The organism is Streptomyces sp. NPDC024017 (genome assembly GCF_040638895.1).
Lineage (GTDB): Bacteria > Actinomycetota > Actinomycetes > Streptomycetales > Streptomycetaceae > Streptomyces.
This window is the reverse complement of sequence record NZ_JBEZYZ010000004.1, coordinates 19866-34778: the sequence shown is the minus strand read 5'-3', so window position 1 is coordinate 34778 and position 14913 is coordinate 19866. Positions and strand designations below refer to the sequence as shown.

General features: G+C 71.3%; 16 protein-coding genes. 11 read left to right on the top strand and 5 right to left on the bottom strand.

The genetic code is table 11. From position 1 onward, the window contains the following. Positions 1–86: 86 nt before the first annotated feature. The 5 genes from pucL to AB0G20_RS11505 all read right to left on the bottom strand — a co-directional run bounded on the left by pucL (position 87) and on the right by AB0G20_RS11505 (position 2680). Positions 87–1010, bottom strand: a complete 924-nt coding sequence (pucL, locus tag AB0G20_RS11525) for a factor-independent urate hydroxylase (RefSeq protein ID WP_361299493.1) — start codon at positions 1008–1010, stop codon at positions 87–89. 6 nt (positions 1011–1016) lie between these two features. Beyond that, positions 1017–1412, bottom strand: a complete 396-nt coding sequence (gene uraH, locus AB0G20_RS11520) for a hydroxyisourate hydrolase (protein ID WP_361299490.1) — start codon at positions 1410–1412, stop codon at positions 1017–1019. A 7-nt stretch (positions 1413–1419) separates the two neighbouring features. Then, the gene (gene uraD / locus AB0G20_RS11515) at positions 1420–1929 is read right to left on the bottom strand and encodes a 2-oxo-4-hydroxy-4-carboxy-5-ureidoimidazoline decarboxylase (protein ID WP_361299487.1); all 510 of its coding nucleotides are present in this window, start codon (positions 1927–1929) and stop codon (positions 1420–1422) included. Between the two features lie 134 nt (positions 1930–2063). Further along, complete coding sequence (locus AB0G20_RS11510) at positions 2064–2432, bottom strand: helix-turn-helix domain-containing protein (RefSeq protein WP_189593286.1); 369 nt, start codon at positions 2430–2432, stop codon at positions 2064–2066. Further along, on the bottom strand, positions 2429–2680 hold the full coding sequence (locus AB0G20_RS11505) for a hypothetical protein (RefSeq protein ID WP_031134188.1): 252 nt from the start codon (positions 2678–2680) through the stop codon (positions 2429–2431). Before AB0G20_RS11505 ends, AB0G20_RS11510 begins: the two co-directional genes overlap by 4 nt. 261 nt (positions 2681–2941) lie before the next feature. Between AB0G20_RS11505 and AB0G20_RS11500 the strand changes: the two genes are divergently transcribed. The 11 genes from AB0G20_RS11500 (at position 2942) to AB0G20_RS11450 (ending at position 14898) form a co-directional block, all read left to right on the top strand. Further along, complete coding sequence (locus tag AB0G20_RS11500) at positions 2942–3958, top strand: lytic murein transglycosylase (RefSeq protein WP_361300878.1); 1017 nt, start codon at positions 2942–2944, stop codon at positions 3956–3958. 91 nt (positions 3959–4049) lie between these two features. Then, positions 4050–5138, top strand: coding sequence for a sigma-70 family RNA polymerase sigma factor (locus tag AB0G20_RS11495; RefSeq protein ID WP_361299483.1), 1089 nt, complete (start codon positions 4050–4052; stop codon positions 5136–5138). 146 nt (positions 5139–5284) lie between these two features. Then, positions 5285–6232, top strand: coding sequence for an ABC transporter ATP-binding protein (locus AB0G20_RS11490; protein WP_361299480.1), 948 nt, complete (start codon positions 5285–5287; stop codon positions 6230–6232). After that, complete coding sequence (locus AB0G20_RS11485; RefSeq protein ID WP_031134180.1) at positions 6229–6999, top strand: ABC transporter permease; 771 nt, start codon at positions 6229–6231, stop codon at positions 6997–6999. Before AB0G20_RS11490 ends, AB0G20_RS11485 begins: the two co-directional genes overlap by 4 nt. Before the next feature lie 3 nt (positions 7000–7002). Further along, a complete protein-coding gene (locus AB0G20_RS11480; protein ID WP_031107739.1) occupies positions 7003–7818 on the top strand; it encodes an ABC transporter permease in 816 nt (271 codons plus the stop codon). Between the two features lie 5 nt (positions 7819–7823). Continuing rightward, positions 7824–9080, top strand: coding sequence for an MCE family protein (locus tag AB0G20_RS11475; RefSeq protein WP_361299476.1), 1257 nt, complete (start codon positions 7824–7826; stop codon positions 9078–9080). After that, positions 9077–10114: an MlaD family protein gene (locus AB0G20_RS11470; protein ID WP_361299473.1), complete on the top strand. Its 1038-nt coding sequence runs from the start codon at positions 9077–9079 to the stop codon at positions 10112–10114. The genes AB0G20_RS11475 and AB0G20_RS11470 overlap by 4 nt, the downstream gene beginning before the upstream one ends. Further along, complete coding sequence (locus AB0G20_RS11465; protein ID WP_361299470.1) at positions 10111–11205, top strand: MCE family protein; 1095 nt, start codon at positions 10111–10113, stop codon at positions 11203–11205. Before AB0G20_RS11470 ends, AB0G20_RS11465 begins: the two co-directional genes overlap by 4 nt. Then, the gene (locus AB0G20_RS11460; protein WP_361299467.1) at positions 11202–12332 is read left to right on the top strand and encodes an MCE family protein; all 1131 of its coding nucleotides are present in this window, start codon (positions 11202–11204) and stop codon (positions 12330–12332) included. The genes AB0G20_RS11465 and AB0G20_RS11460 overlap by 4 nt, the downstream gene beginning before the upstream one ends. Continuing rightward, positions 12329–13624, top strand: a complete 1296-nt coding sequence (locus AB0G20_RS11455) for an MCE family protein (RefSeq protein WP_361299464.1) — start codon at positions 12329–12331, stop codon at positions 13622–13624. Before AB0G20_RS11460 ends, AB0G20_RS11455 begins: the two co-directional genes overlap by 4 nt. Then, complete coding sequence (locus tag AB0G20_RS11450) at positions 13621–14898, top strand: MlaD family protein (RefSeq protein ID WP_361299461.1); 1278 nt, start codon at positions 13621–13623, stop codon at positions 14896–14898. The genes AB0G20_RS11455 and AB0G20_RS11450 overlap by 4 nt, the downstream gene beginning before the upstream one ends. Positions 14899–14913: the final 15 nt, after the last annotated feature.

Genomic DNA, 14913 nt, shown 5'->3' with positions numbered 1-14913 from the left:
GAGAGGGCACGGCAGGACCCTGGGAGTTTTGAGTGCCGTGGCCGGGAAATGGGTTCCCCGGCCACGGGTGCCGAAAGAGGGAACCGTCAGAGGTTCGTGAGGTCCACGGGGATCTTCGCCTCGCAGCCGTCCCGCAGGATCGTCGCCTCGATCAGGCCGTAGGGGCGGTCGGCGGCGAAGTACACCTCGTTGTCGTTCTTCAGCCCGAACGGCTCCAGGTCGACCAGGAAGTGGTGCTTGTTCGGGAGGGAGAAGCGGACCTCGTCGATCTCGCTGCGGTTGTCGATGATCCGCGAACCCATTTGGTACAGGGTCTGCTGAAGGGAGAGCGAGTACGTCTCGGCGAAGGCCTGGAGCATGTGCTTCTTCACCTGCTCGTAGGACTTCTCCCAGTGGGGCATGCGCTGCTCGTCGTCGGTCCAGTTGAAGCGCCAGCGGGCGGAGACCTGGGTGGCCAGGATGCGGTCGTAGGCCTCCTTGAGCGTCGTGTACTTGTCCTTGACGTAGCCCCAGAACTCGGAGTTGGTCGAGTTCATCACGACGAGGTCCTTGAGGCCGGAGACGACCTCCCACCTCTCACCGTCGTAGGTGATCTGCGTGAGCCGCGTCTCCTGGCCCTTGCGGACGAAGGAGTGCTTGACCTCGTCGGCGCCGATGAACTGCGAGTTGGCGTCGGACGCCTCGATCCGCTCCCAGGCGTACTCCTCGATGCGGATCCGGGCGGTCTTGATCGGCTCCTGCGAGGTCACGAAGTGACGGGCGAGGTGGATGCCGAACTGCTCGGCCGACTCGATGCCGTGCTCCTTGGCGAACGCGTACACCGTGTTCTTGGTGGTGTCGGTCGGCAGGACGTTGGCGTTCGAGCCGGAGTAGTGGACCTCGTCCATGTCACCGCTCAGCGCCACGGATACGTTCAGGTCCTTGATGTGGTGGGTGGCGCCGTCCCGCGTGATCTTGACGACTCGGTTCTCGGCCTTGCCGTACTGGTTCTGACCCAGAATGGTGGGCATGAGTAGCTAGCTCCCTCGGTATACGGAGTAGCCGAACGGGTTGAGCAGCAGCGGTACGTGGTAGTGCTCGCCCGGTACGACGGCGAACGTGATCGCCACCTCCGGGAAGAACACACCGGCGCCGCTGTCCCGATTCGCGGGGGCGTCCTGCTGCGCATCGGCTTGCTTCTTCTCGAAATACGGCTCCACCGCGAAGTCGAGCCGTACGTGGGTGGTCCCCTCCGGCAGGGCCGGGAGGTCCTTGCACCGGCCGTCCGCGTCGGTCGCGGAGCCGCCGAGCGCCTGCCAGTCCGCCGCGCGCCCGGAGCGGGCGGAGAGCTGGACGGCGACGCCCTCGGCGGGGCGGCCGACGCTGGTGTCCAGGATGTGCGTGGACACGGATGCGGTGGCGGAGGTGCTCATGGTGCTGTCAGTCCTCTTCGACGAGTCGGGCCAGACGGATGCGGTTGATCTTCCCCAGTTCGGTGCGGACGATCTCCCGCTCCCGCTCCGGTGTGTTGCCGATCCGTTCCCTGACCGCGTCGCGCATCTGCTCGCCGGTCCGGCCGGTGGCGCAGATCAGGAAGACATGGCCGAACCTCTCCTGGTAGGCGAGGTTCAGTTCCAGCATCTCCGCCTTGAGTGCGTCGGAGGCGCCGGCCATGCCTCGCTGTTCCCGGGCCGAGGTGGGGTCACCGGGCTTGGGGCGGCCGATGGGCGGGTGGCCGGCCATCGCCTCGTCGAGGTCCGCGGCCGTCAGCTCCGCCATGGCGGCGTCGCTCGCGGCGTACAGGTCCTCGCAGGCGGCGTAGGGGCGGGCGGCCAGCAGGCGCTTCGCCCACGCCGTGGAGGCACACGCCTCGTGGAGCGCGGTGAAGGCCGCGTGCTCCTCGAGGGCGTTGAACCGGGCCAGGCCCGGCGGCGTGGAAGTGGAAGTCACGGGAGCCTCCGTGGCCGGATTCGGCCTTCGTGCTGAACGGGCGTGCCGATAGCTAACGCCCTCCCGCGACAGCACGTCAACAGTTTGTTGAAAATTCGGTGGCGCGAAACCGAACCGGTGCGGTGCCGGACCGGTCAGGCCCCCTTCTCGCGGTTGAGGTAGTTGTAGACGGTGAAGCGGCTGACGCCGAGGGCGCTCGCCACGGTCTCCACCCCGTGCCGTACGGAGAAGGCGCCGCGCGCCTCGAGTATCCGTACGACCTCCTGCTTGGCCCTGCGGTCCAGATCGGCCAGCGGCATGCCCTTGCGGCGCTCCATGGCGGCCAGGATGTGATCGAGGGAGTCGGCGAGCTGCGGCAGCCGTACGGCGACGGCGTCCCTGCCCTCCCAGGCCAGGACGACGTCGTCGGGGCCGGCCTCGTCGGGCGGGATCATCTCGCCGCCCATCGCGTCGACCAGGGGTTTCACGGCCGCGATGAACGGCTCGTCCCCCGCGCCGCTCACGCCTCGCCCTCCTCGACCACGTTGACCTGGAGCGAGACCCGGGTGGCCCCGGCCTCCAGGGTCTTGCGGAGCAGGGCGTCCACGGCGGTGAGCACCGCGTCGGCACCGCCCTCCGCGGTGTTGCCGAACGGGCCCACGTCCACGGCGTCCAGTTCGGCGGCCTCGATGACCTCCCGGGCCACCAGCGCGTGCGCGGGCGCCTCGTCGAGGTCGAAGGGCTCGGTCGTGAACTCCACTTTCAGTCGCACTGTGCCCCCATGCATCTGCTCCGACCCGCGCGTGCCGCCAGGTCCGCGATCGGGACCGGACCGCCCCGGCCGCTTGGGGAGACCTTAACGGACCCGGTTGCGGACCTCGCCTGCTCAGCGGGCCCCGTTCCGTGCGACGGACGTGCCGCCCCGCCGCGTAGAGCAGAGGAGGAATCCACACAGGGAGGGGAACGCGAGGTGCGCACATTCAGGAGAGCCGTTCTCAGGGGTGCCGGAGGTACGGCGATCGCGGCGGCGGCCATGGCCGCGCTGACCGCGTCCCAGGCACCGGGGGCGCTCCCGGCCCGGGCGGCGGAGCCCGCGCGTCAGGCGACACCCGCCGAGCGCGGGCCGAGCGTGTCCGGCGACACCCCCTACCGGACCGAGCTGCCGCCGCTGCGGACGGGGAAGCCGAAGAAGGGCACCGGGCCGGTGACGGGCGGCGGTGCGCTGCCGGCGAGCGTGTTCGCCGCCTACCGGCACGCCGAGCGGGAGCTGGCCCGCACCACCCCCGGCTGCGGACTGCGGTGGCAGCTCCTGGCCGCGATCGGGCAGGTGGAGTCCGGGCAGGCGCGCGGCGGCCGGGTGACCGCGGACGGCACGACCGTCACGCCGATCCTCGGCCCCCGGCTGAACGGCGGCCCCTTCGCCGTCATCCGCGACACCGACCACGGGGTGCACGACGGGGACACGGCCTACGACCGCGCGGTGGGCCCGATGCAGTTCATCCCGTCCACCTGGGCCCGCTGGGGCGCCGACGGCAACGGCGACGGCCGGGCCGACCCGAACAACGTCTTCGACGCCGCGCTCGCCGCGGGCCGCTATCTGTGTGCGGGCGGCCGGAACCTGTCCGACCCGGCCGACCTGGACCGGGCGATCCTCGGCTACAACCACTCGCGGGCGTACCTGCTCACGGTGAAGGCCTGGTACGCGCACTTCCTGGAAGGGCACCGGGTGGTGCCGGACGGCCGCGCCGAAGCCCCGGGCCGACCGGAGCCGTCGCGCCCGGGCACGCCGAAGCCCGCCACGCCGGAACCCTCCGGCCGCCCGAGTGCGACCCCCTCCCGTACGCCCGCCGCGCGGCCCGCCTCGCCCTCCCCCGCGCCGTCCCGTCCGGCAGGCGGAGCCGGGGAGTTGGAGGAGCCGCCGCTCCCCGTGCCCGACCCGGAGGTGCGGCTGCCCGGGGACGGGGTGCTGCCCGGCGACGGTCCGCTGACCAGCAACAGTGAGGAAACAATGGGAACCGCCCCCTCCACAATCACGGCTACCGGGGGGTAATGTCGCCAGCCGCCGGACGGCACAGGAACCGGCGGGTGAGCGTGGAGGGGCCCTCATGGCGACGGACATGCCTGCTGAGGCAGAGGCGGCCATGGCTGCTCGGACACAGGAGGCCCACGACCGTTGGCAGCGCATGTGGAGCCACCGCGAGCAGTTGCTCAAGGTGGCCCGGCGGCGGTCGATGAGCCTGGAGGACGCCGAGGACGCCGTGCACGAGGCGATGCTGCGCGCCGCGGAGCGCCCGGACCTCGACGACGAGCGCCTCGGCGCCTGGCTGACCACCGTGACCATGCGGCTGTGCGTGGACCGGTACCGCCAGGTCAACCGTGAGGCCGAGGTGCGCACCAGCCCCACGCTCGTCGCGCCGGGTCCGGTGCCCGTCGACGAGGTCGTGTGCGACCGGGCCGAGGCCAGGTGGCTGGCGGTGCGCAGCGGGGACCTGCCCGCCCGCCAGGCGGAGGCGCTCCGGCTGAAGTCCGAGGACCTGGACGTCGGCCAGGTCGCCGTGCGGATGGGCCTGAGCTACCGGACCGTCGAGTCGCTGCTGGCCCGGGCCCGGCGCACGCTGCGCGCCTCGCTCGCCGGGACGCTGGGGGTCGTGCTGTTCCTGATCGGGCGCGGGCGGCCACGCGGGGGCGGCAAGGCGCACGCGGTGGCCGTGGCCTCCACGGCCGCGACCCTGGCGGTGGCGGGGTTCGTCCTGCCGTACGCGCTCGACGGGGGCGGCAGCGGGGGCGGTCCCGCGTCGAAGCCCTCCGTGTCGGGGCCCCCGGAGGCGCTCCGGCCCGACGGCGACGGCCGGGTGGGCACTCCCGGATCGCCCGGGTCGTCGTCCGCGCCGGCGGTGCCCGGTGGGCGGGCAGCGGAGTCTCCCGCCGCCGGTCCGCTGCTGCCTCTGTCCGTGCCGTCCCTGCCGGAGGCTTCGGTGCCCCCGCTTCCGGCGCTGTCGGCCCCCGAGGTCCCGCAGGTCCCGGACGTGCCGAAGGTGCCGGAGCTGCCCGAGCTCTCCGGCGTGAAAGAAACGCCGGGCCTCCCGGACGTGCCCGACGTTCCGGACGCGCCGGACGTTACGGTCGAGTCCGCCGTCCCGTCGGTCGTCCTGCCGACCCCGGCGACCCCCTCCGTTTCGGACACCTCCGCCGTACCGAACACCGCCCTCACAGCGCCCGCGCTCCCGTAGAACCGCACGTCGGGCCGCTCGTGGAGCGGCCCGCCACCCGACCCGCGAAACACGTTCGAAAAAAATCCGCCCCGGTCGCGACGGACGCCCCGCCCCTCCCCGTAGAGCAGATGTCGGAGCTGCTCCACGGCTGAAGGGTGAACCGGATGGGTGTCGAGATCTGCGTGGAAGGGCTGACCAAGTCCTTCGGCCACCAGGTCATCTGGCAGGACGTCTCGCTGACGCTGCCCGCCGGGGAGGTCTCGGTCATGCTCGGCCCCTCGGGCACGGGCAAGTCGGTGTTCCTCAAGACGCTCGTCGGCCTGCTGAAGCCGGAGCGCGGCTCGATCACGATCCAGGGCCGGGACATCACCAAGCTCCGCGAGCACGAGCTGTACGAGGTGCGGAAGCTGTTCGGGGTGCTGTTCCAGGACGGCGCGCTGTTCGGCTCGATGAACCTCTACGACAACATCGCCTTCCCGCTGCGCGAGCACACCCGTAAGCCCGAGAGCGAGATCAGGCGGATCGTCCTCGAGAAGATGGACATGGTCGGCCTGATCGGCGCCGAGGAGAAGCTGCCCGGCGAGATCTCCGGCGGCATGCGCAAACGGGCCGGGCTGGCCCGCGCCCTGGTGCTCGACCCGGAGGTCATCCTCTTCGACGAGCCGGACTCGGGCCTCGACCCAGTGCGCGTGGCCTATCTCAACCAGCTGATCGTCGACCTCAACGCGCAGATCGACGCGACCTTCCTGATCGTCACGCACGACATCGCCTCGGCCCGCCAGGTGCCCGACAACATCGGGCTGCTGTTCCGGCGCGAGCTGGTCATGTTCGGCCCCCGGGAGAAGCTGCTGACCAGCGACGAGCCGGTCGTACGGCAGTTCCTGAACGGCCGGATGCAGGGGCCGATCGGCATGGCCGAGGAGAAGGACGCCGCCCAGGTCGAGCAGGAGCTCGCACAGCTCGGCGCCGGCGCGCGCACGGAGACTCCCGGCGGCCGGGACCTGACTCCCCGCCTGCTGCCGGGGCCGGGCATCACGCGCCCGCCCCGCTGGGAGGCGATAGCCGGACGCGAGGCCGAGCCGCACCGCCGCAAGGAGGTGGCGGACGCATGAGCCTGTCGCCCACCGGGGCGCTGCGGCACTCGGGCAGCCTGTTCGCGATGGCGCTGGACGTCCTGCGCACGATGCCCCGTCGCCCTTTCCAGGTGCGGGAGTTCATCCAGCAGGCGTGGTTCATCGCGAGCGTCACGATCCTGCCCACCGCGCTCGTGTCCATCCCCTTCGGCGCGGTCATCGCGCTGCAGATCGGCAGCCTGACCCGGCAGCTCGGCGCCCAGTCGTTCGCCGGTGCCGCCTCGGTGCTCGCGGTCCTGCGGGAGGCCTCCCCGATCGTCACCGCGCTGCTGATCGCGGGCGCCGGCGGCACCGCCATCTGCGCGGACCTGGGGGCGCGCAAGATCCGCGAGGAGATCGACGCGATGCAGGTGCTGGGCATCGACCCGATCCACCGCCTCGTCGTCCCGCGGGTGCTGGCGTCGATGGTGGTCGCCCTGCTGCTCAACGGCCTGGTGTCGGTGGTCGGCGTCGCGGGCGGCTACTTCTTCAATGTGGTCCTCCAGAACGGCACGCCCGGCGCGTACCTGGCGTCCTTCACCACCCTCGCGCAGCTCTCCGACCTGTGGGCGGCCGAGCTGAAGGCGCTGGTGTTCGGGGCGATCGCGGCGATCGTCGCCTCGTACAAGGGACTGACCGCCAAGGGCGGGCCGAAGGGCGTGGGAGACGCGGTGAACCAGTCGGTGGTGATCACCTTCATGTTGCTGTTCGTGACGAACTTCGTGATGACCGCGGTGTACTTCCAGGTCGTCCCGCAGAGGGGTTAGCCGATGAGACTCCTCGACCGCCCCCTGCGCTCCCTCGAAGAGCTGGGCACCCAACTCTCCTTCTACGGCCGCTCCCTGGCCTGGACCGGCCGTACCCTGCGCCGCTACAAGAAGGAGGTCCTGCGCCTGCTCGCCGAGGTGACCTTCGGCCGTGGCGCGCTGGCCGTCGTCGGCGGCACGGTCGGCGTGATCGCCTTCCTGTCGTTCTTCACCGGCACCGAGGTCGGCCTCCAGGGCTACGCGGCCCTCAACCAGCTCGGCACCTCCAACTTCGTGGCGTTCCTGTCGGCGTACTTCAACACCCGGGAGATCGCCCCGCTGGTGGCCGGGCTCGCCCTGTCCGCGACGGTGGGCGCCGGCTTCACCGCCCAGCTCGGCGCGATGCGGATCAGCGAGGAGACCGACGCCCTGGAGGTCATGGGCGTCCCCTCGCTGCCCTTCCTCGTGACCACGCGGATGATCGCCGGGTTCGTCGCCGTGATCCCGCTGTACGTGGTCGGGCTGCTGTCCTCGTACCTGGCCGCCCGCACCATCACCACCGGCTACTACGGGCAGTCGGCCGGCACCTACGACCACTACTTCCAGCAGTACCTGCCGCCGGTCGACGTGCTCTGGTCCTTCGGGAAGGTGATCGTCTTCGCCGTCCTGATCATCCTGGTGCACTGCTACTACGGCTACTACGCGAGCGGCGGACCGGCGGGCGTCGGCGTCGCGGTGGGCCGCGCGGTGCGCACCTCGATCGTCGCCATCAACGTCCTGGACTTCTTCCTGAGCCTCGCCATCTGGGGCGCCAGCACGACCGTACGGATCGCGGGGTGAGCCACATGAACCGGACGAGAGTGATCGGACTGCGGTTGTACGGCATCGCCTTCCTCACCGTCCTCGCCCTGCTGCTGTCCCTCGCCGTGGCCGTCTACCAGCAGGCGTTCACCCCGGTCGTGCGCGTCACGCTGGAGGCCTCCAGCCTGGGCAACCAGCTCGATCCGCGGGCCGACGTCAAGCTGCGCGGGCTGCTGGTCGGCGAGGTGCGCTCGGTGCGCGCGGACGGCGAGAAGGCCACGCTCGACCTCGCGCTCAAGCCGGAGCACGTCGCGTCCATCCCGTCGGACGTGCACGCCCGGCTGCTGCCCAAGACGCTGTTCGGCGAGAAGTACGTCGACCTCGTGGCACCGCGCGGCTCGGCCGCCCGGCCGCTGCGCGCCGGGGACGTCATCACCCAGGACCGCACCAAGGTGGGCATGGAGGTGCAACAGCTGATGAACGACCTGCTGCCCCTGCTGCGGACCGTCGAGCCGGGTGAACTCAACTCGACGCTCTCGGCGTTCGCCACCGCCCTGGAGGGCCGCGGCGACCGGATCGGCGACAACCTGACCCGCGTCGAGGACTATCTGCGCCGCCTCAACCCGCACCTGCCGTCCCTGAAGGAGGACATCGCGCGCTTCGCCGACGTCGCCGAGGTGTACGGGGACGCCGCGCCCGACCTGATGAGGATCCTGCGCAACACGGTCACCACCAGCCGCACCCTCGTCGAGAAGGAGGACCGGCTGGCCGCCGCCCTGCGCACGACCGCGTCCGTGGCGGGCACCACGGAGGACTTCCTGGACGAGAACGGCGACCGGCTGATCACGCTGGGCCGGGTCTCCCGCCCCACGCTGGCGCTCTTCGCCCGCTACTCGCCCGAGTACCCGTGCCTGCTGGACGGCCTGGTGCGGCAGGAGGAGGCCTCCGAGGAGGCGTTCCGGGGCGGCAGGATGCGGATCACCCTCGAAGTGGTGCGGGCCCAGCGCGCCTACGAGCCCGGCGAGGAGCCGCGTTACGGCGAGCGGTCGGGACCGAACTGCCGGGGGCTGCCCGGTCCGCCGGTGCCCGGCCCGAAACCCAAACTCAACGACGGTACGTCGTCCGGCGGTTCGGACGACGCCCTGCCCGGAGGTACGCACGTGTCCGCCACCGAGGCCGAGCAGCGGGCCGTCGGCTCGCTCGTGGCCCCCGTCCTGGGCGTGCCCGCCGACGAGGTGCCGCCCGTCACGACCCTGCTGTTCGGACCGCTGGCCCGCGGGACGGCGGTGAGCATCGCATGAGGGCGACCGGAGCACGCAGCACAGCCGCGCCGCTGATCAAGTTCAGCCTGTTCGCGCTGGTCACGATCACGGCGACGGCGCTGCTCGCCGCGACCATCGTCAATGTCTCCCTCGCCGACAAGCACACCTACCGCGCGGTGTTCAGCGATGTGACGGGCCTGGAGGAGGGGGACGACATCCGGGTGGCCGGGGTACGGGTCGGCGAGGTCGAAGGCATCCGGATCAAGGACCGGACACTCGCGGAGGTCAGCTTCACGGTGGCCTCGGAACGCCCGCTGCTCACCAGCACGCAGGCGGTGGTCCGCTACCGGAACCTGGTCGGGCAGCGGTACGTCGCGCTGACCGAGGGCGTCGGCAGCGACACCCGGCTGCGGCCGGGCGGCACGATCCCGCTGTCGCGGACGCAGCCGGCGCTGGACCTCAACGCGCTGCTGAACGGCTTCAAGCCGCTGTTCGCCGCGCTCAGCCCGCAGGACGTCAACCAGCTCGCCACCGAGATCATCAAGACCCTCCAGGGCGAGGGCGGCACCGTCAACAGCCTGCTCGCGCACACCGCGTCGCTCACCACGACGCTCGCGGGCCGCGACAAGCTGATCGGCTCCGTGATCGACAACCTCAACACCGTGCTGGCCACGCTCGACAAGCGCGGTGCCCGCTTCTCCGGGCTGCTGAAGCAGCTGCGGCGGGTGATCTCCGGGCTGTCCGCCGACCGCAAACCCATCGGGTCGTCGCTGGTGAGCATCGGCAACCTCACCGCGGCCACCTCGGGGCTGCTGGAGGACGCCCGCCCGGCCCTGAAGGACGACATCGCCGGGCTGACCGATCTCACCGGAACGCTGAACAAGAACGAGAAGACCGTGGAGGGCGTGCTGAAGCGGCTGCCGAACAAGCTGAACGAGCTGACGGGGACGGCGTCCTACGGCTCGTGGTTCAACTTCTACCTCTGCGACTTCGACGGCCGGATCGTGCTGCCGAAGACGAAGCAGGTGCTCACTCCCGAGATGCACGTGGCGCGGGCGAGGTGCGGCGGATGAGCCCGCGCGTCATACGGCGGCGGCGCCGTCGCCCCGAGCCGCTGGTGAAGGTGCGGATCCTGCCGCCGAAGCTGCCGCGGCTGCCGCGCGTCCGGCTGCGCCGCCCGCGCACGAAGCCGTTCCGCGACCGCAACCCCGTGGTGATCGGCGCCGTAGGCCTGACCACCCTGGCCCTGCTGACGGCCGCCGCGTTCAACGCCGACAGCCTGCCGCTGATCGGCGGCGGCGAGACGTACAGCGCCGCCTTCTCGGAGGCATGCGGGCTGAAGCCGGGCGACGAGGTGCGGATCGCCGGGGTGAAGGTCGGCAAGGTCGAGGAGGTCGATCTGGCCGGCGGCCACGTCGAGGTGACCTTCAAGGTCAAGGACGATCCGAAGTTCGGCACCGAGACCGGCGCCTCGATCCGGGTGAAGACGATCCTCGGCGCGAAGTACCTCGCCCTGCACCCGAAGGGGCCCGGCCGGCTGGAGCCGGGCAGCGAGATCCCGCTGAAGCGGACGGTCTCGGCGTACGACGTCGTGCAGGCGTTCAGCGATCTGACGACGACGACCGAGGAGGTCGACACGCAAAAGCTGGCGAAGGCGCTGGACACCATCTCCACCACCTTCCAGGACTCGCCCGAGGAGGTACGCGCCTCCATCAAGGGGCTGTCGAGGATCTCCCGGACGGTGGCCTCACGCGACAAGGCGCTGCGCGGGCTCCTCGACCACGCGAACGGGGTCACCGGCGTGCTGTCCGACCGCACCGAGGACTTCTCCGCGCTGGTCGAGGACGGCGACAAGCTGTTCAAGGAGATCAGCAAGCGGCGCGCGGCGATCCACAAGCTGCTCAAGAGCTCCGCCGCGCTCGGCATCCAGCTCTCCGGCCTGGTCGAGGACAACCGCGCGGAGATCGGGCCCGCGCTCAAGGGACTGAACACCTTCGTCAGGATGCTCGAACGCAACCAGGCGAGCCTCGACCGCAGCGTCGCACTGCTCGCCCCGTACGTGCGGGTCTTCACCAACACCCTGGGCAACGGCCGCTGGTTCGACGCCTACGTCCAGAACCTGGTGGCCGCTCCGGTGGCCCCGCGGACGGGAGGCACGCCATGAACAAGCGCCTGAAGGCTCTCGCCCTGCTCACCGCGCTCGCGGTCGCCGGCGCGCTCACCGTCGCCCTGTGGCCCCGCTCCGGGTCCGTCCGCGTCACGGCGTACTTCCCGCGCACCGTCGGCATCTACCCCGGCTCGGACGTCCGTGTGCTCGGCGTCCGGATCGGCGAGGTCAAGAAGATCACGCCGGAGGGCGGCCGGGTGCGGGTCGAGCTGGAGTACGACGAGGGCCGCGAGGTCCCCGCCGGAGCGCAGGCCGCGATCATCAACTCCTCGGTGGTCAGCGACCGTTACGTGCAGCTGCTGCCGGTGTACCGCAAAGGCCCGGTGCTGCGGGACGGCGACGTCATCCCCGAGTCGCGGACGGCCGTACCGGTCGAACTGGACCGGGTCTTCGACAGCCTGCACACCACGTCCGAGGCGCTCGGCCCGAAGGGCGCGAACCAGGACGGCTCCCTGGCGCGCCTGCTGGGCGTGAGCGCGGACAACCTCGAAGGGCAGGGCAAGAACCTGAACCGGACGGTAGAGGACCTCTCCAAGGCGGTCACCACCCTGTCCGACGGCCGCGGCGACCTGTTCGGCACCGTGCGCAACCTCCAGGTCTTCACCGCCGCGCTGGCGGCCGACGACAAGAGCGTGCGGTCGTTCAACGGCAGCCTCGCCAAGGTGGCCGGTCAGCTGGCCGGGGAGCGCAAGGACCTGGCGGCGGCGCTGAAGTACCTGGCGGCGGCGCTCGGTGACGTGGCCGACTTCGTGAAGAAGAACAAGAAGACCCTGGCCTCGGACGTCAAGGGCCTCAGCAAGGTCACCAAGGTGCTGGTCACGCAACGGGCCGCGCTGAAGGAACTGCTGGAGACGGCCCCCACCGGACTGGGCAACCTGCAGAACGCCTACAACCCGTCCGCCGGCACCCTCGACACCCGCAACAACGCGCAAGCGTCGCAGGACCCGGCCGACCTGCTGTGCTCCCTGCTGAGGACGACCGGCGACGAGGGCGGCGAGAACCCCGACTGCGAGGAGCTGGACAAGCTCTTCGACTCCCTGCCCGAGGTGCCGAAGGCGCCGGCGGTGCCGAGCACGGGCTCGGTCGACCGGACACTCGGCGGACTCCTGGAGGCGGACGCATGAGCGGCGGGCGCACGAGAGCCGGGGCGGTCGCGTGGGCGACGGTCGGGACGCTGCTGCTGTCCGGCTGCGAGTTCAACGGCTGGTACGACGTCCCGCTCCCCGGGGGCGCCGCCGCGGACGGCCGTGCCTACCACGTCACGGTCGAGTTCAGGGACGTGCTCGACCTGGTGCCGCAGTCGGCGGTCAAGGTCGACAACGTCACCGTCGGCGCCGTCGAGAAGGTGGAACTCGACGGGTGGCACGCGCGCGCACGACTGCGGGTCGCCGACTCGGTGAAGCTGCCGGGCAACGCGGTCGCCGAGCTGCGGCAGACCAGCATGCTCGGCGAGAAGTACGTGGCGCTGTCCGCCCCGGCCGGCACCGCACCCGCCGGACGGCTGCAAGACGGCGACCTGATCCCGCTGTCCCGCAGCGGCCGCAACCCGGAGGTCGAGGAGGTGCTGTCCGCCCTGTCCGCGCTCCTGAACGGCGGCGGGGTCGCCCAGCTCAAGACGATCACCGTGGAGCTGAACAAGGCCCTCCAGGGCCGCGAGAACCGGGTGAAGTCCCTGCTCAAGGAGCTGAACACGTTCCTCGGCGGCCTGGACGGCCAGCGCGAGGACATCGTCCGCGCGCTCAAGGGCATCGACCGGCTGGCCAAGCGGCTCGGGAAGGAGAAGAAGACGATCGCCACGGCCGTCGACACGATGCCGCCCGCGCTGAAGGTCCTCGCCGACCAGCGGCGCGACCTGACGAAGATGCTCACCGCCCTGTCGAAGCTGGGCAAGACGGGAACCAGGGTCGTCAACGCCTCGCGGGACGACACGGTCGCCAACCTCAAGTCGCTGCGGCCGATCCTGGAGCAGCTCAACAAGGCGGGCGACGACCTGCCCAACTCCCTCGAGATGCTCACCACCTACCCGTTCCCGCGCAACGCGGTGGACGCCGTCGAGGGCGACTACGTCAACCTCCATGTGACCGCCGACCTGGACCTGGCGGGCATCTACGGCAACCTCACCGACAGGCCCGGCGGCAAGGACGGCGACTCGGGCAGACCCGAGACCCCGGACCTGCCCGACCTCCCGGATGTGCCCGACGTTCCCGATGTGCCCGGCCTGCCCTCACCGACGGCCCTACCGGACGCACCGGACGCGCCGGACACGCCCGTCGAACCCCCGGCGCCCCGGGACGCCGACCCGCTGTGCCCACCGGTGTGCACCGCGGCCCACGGACCCCTGCCCGACTCGCGCCGCCTCCCGCCGGGGATCGACCTCGCGCTCGCGGAGCTCATGCTGAAGGGGATACAGCCGTGATCACACGTACGGTCAAGGCCCAGCTGCTCGCCTTCGCCACCGTCACCGCCGTGGGGGTGTCGTACGTAGGCGCCGAGTACACGGGCCTGGTGGACGGCCTCCTCGACCGCGGTTACACCGTGCGGGCCGACTTCGCCGACTCCGGCGGCATCTTCAGCGGCGCGGAGGTCACCTACCGCGGGGTGCCGGTGGGACGGGTCGGCGCTCTGCGGCTGACCGGCTCCGAGGGTGTCTCGGTGGCCCTGGAGATCGAGGACGGCGCGGCGCGCATCCCGGCGGACACGCTGGCGGTGGTGGCGAACCGCTCGGCGGTGGGCGAGCAGTACGTCGACCTGCAGCCGCGCCGCTCGGGCGGCCCGTACCTGCTGGACGGCAGTGCGATCCCGCGGGAGGACACCCGGGTGCCGCTGCCCGTCACGGACATGGTCGTCAGCCTCGACCGGCTCGTCACCTCGGTCGGCAAGAAGGACCTGCGCATCACCGTCGACGAACTGGGCGAGGCCTTTTCCGGCACCGGGCCTCATCTGAGCCGGCTGGTGGACTCGGGCAACGCGCTCGTCGAGTCGGCCTCCGACTCGCTCCCGGAGACGATCTCGCTGATCGAGGACTCGCGGAAGGTGCTCAAGACGCAGGCCGACCAGGGCTCGTCCATCAAGTCGTTCTCCCGCGATCTGGCGGCGCTCACCGCGGAGTTGAAGTCGAGCGACGGCGACCTGCGCCGGCTGATCGGCAACGCGGTGCCGGCCGGTCAGGAGGTCAACTCGCTGCTGCGGTCCACCCGGCCGCATCTGCCGGTCCTGCTGGCCAACCTCATCAGCGGCGGCCAGGTCACCGTGGCCCGGCTGCCCGGCGTGGAGCAGGCCCTGGTCACCTTCCCGGTGGTGGTCGCGGGCAGCCACACCGTCATCCCGGGGGACGGCACCACCCACTTCGGCCTCGTCCTCAACGCCGACGACCCGCCGCCGTGCACCCAGGGGTACGGCACGCGGCGGCGCGACCCCGCCGACACCGGCACGCGCGCGGCGAACACCGACGCGCGCTGCACGGCGCCGCGCGGCGGCGGCACTTCGGTGCGCGGGGCGCAGAACGCCCCCGGCGCGTCCGGCCGTTCCGGCGGCGCCGGCCCGGCCGCGTACGTCGCCCCGTACGACCCGGAGACCGGTACGGCAACCGGCCCGGACGGAACGCCCGTCGAGATCGGCTCGACGGGCGGCGAACAGACCGTGTTCGGAAAGGACTCGTGGCAATGGCTGCTCGTCGGACCGATGGCATGAGCGGGGGCCTCCTCC

Excerpts from the sequence above, each read along its gene's own strand:
- AB0G20_RS11485 (WP_031134180.1), top strand. The coding sequence starts at position 6,229 with ATGAGCCTGTCGCCCACCGGGGCGCTGCGGCACTCGGGCAGCCTGTTC.
- AB0G20_RS11475 (WP_361299476.1), top strand. The coding sequence starts at position 7,824 with ATGAACCGGACGAGAGTGATCGGACTGCGGTTGTACGGCATCGCCTTC.
- AB0G20_RS11465 (WP_361299470.1), top strand. The coding sequence starts at position 10,111 with ATGAGCCCGCGCGTCATACGGCGGCGGCGCCGTCGCCCCGAGCCGCTG.
- AB0G20_RS11455 (WP_361299464.1), top strand. The coding sequence starts at position 12,329 with ATGAGCGGCGGGCGCACGAGAGCCGGGGCGGTCGCGTGGGCGACGGTC.
- AB0G20_RS11500 (WP_361300878.1), top strand. The coding sequence starts at position 2,942 with ATGGCCGCGCTGACCGCGTCCCAGGCACCGGGGGCGCTCCCGGCCCGG.
- AB0G20_RS11490 (WP_361299480.1), top strand. The coding sequence starts at position 5,285 with ATGGGTGTCGAGATCTGCGTGGAAGGGCTGACCAAGTCCTTCGGCCAC.
- uraH (WP_361299490.1), bottom strand. The coding sequence starts at position 1,412 with ATGAGCACCTCCGCCACCGCATCCGTGTCCACGCACATCCTGGACACC.
- AB0G20_RS11480 (WP_031107739.1), top strand. The coding sequence starts at position 7,003 with ATGAGACTCCTCGACCGCCCCCTGCGCTCCCTCGAAGAGCTGGGCACC.
- pucL (WP_361299493.1), bottom strand. The coding sequence starts at position 1,010 with ATGCCCACCATTCTGGGTCAGAACCAGTACGGCAAGGCCGAGAACCGA.
- AB0G20_RS11460 (WP_361299467.1), top strand. The coding sequence starts at position 11,202 with ATGAACAAGCGCCTGAAGGCTCTCGCCCTGCTCACCGCGCTCGCGGTC.
- AB0G20_RS11470 (WP_361299473.1), top strand. The coding sequence starts at position 9,077 with ATGAGGGCGACCGGAGCACGCAGCACAGCCGCGCCGCTGATCAAGTTC.
- AB0G20_RS11495 (WP_361299483.1), top strand. The coding sequence starts at position 4,050 with ATGGCTGCTCGGACACAGGAGGCCCACGACCGTTGGCAGCGCATGTGG.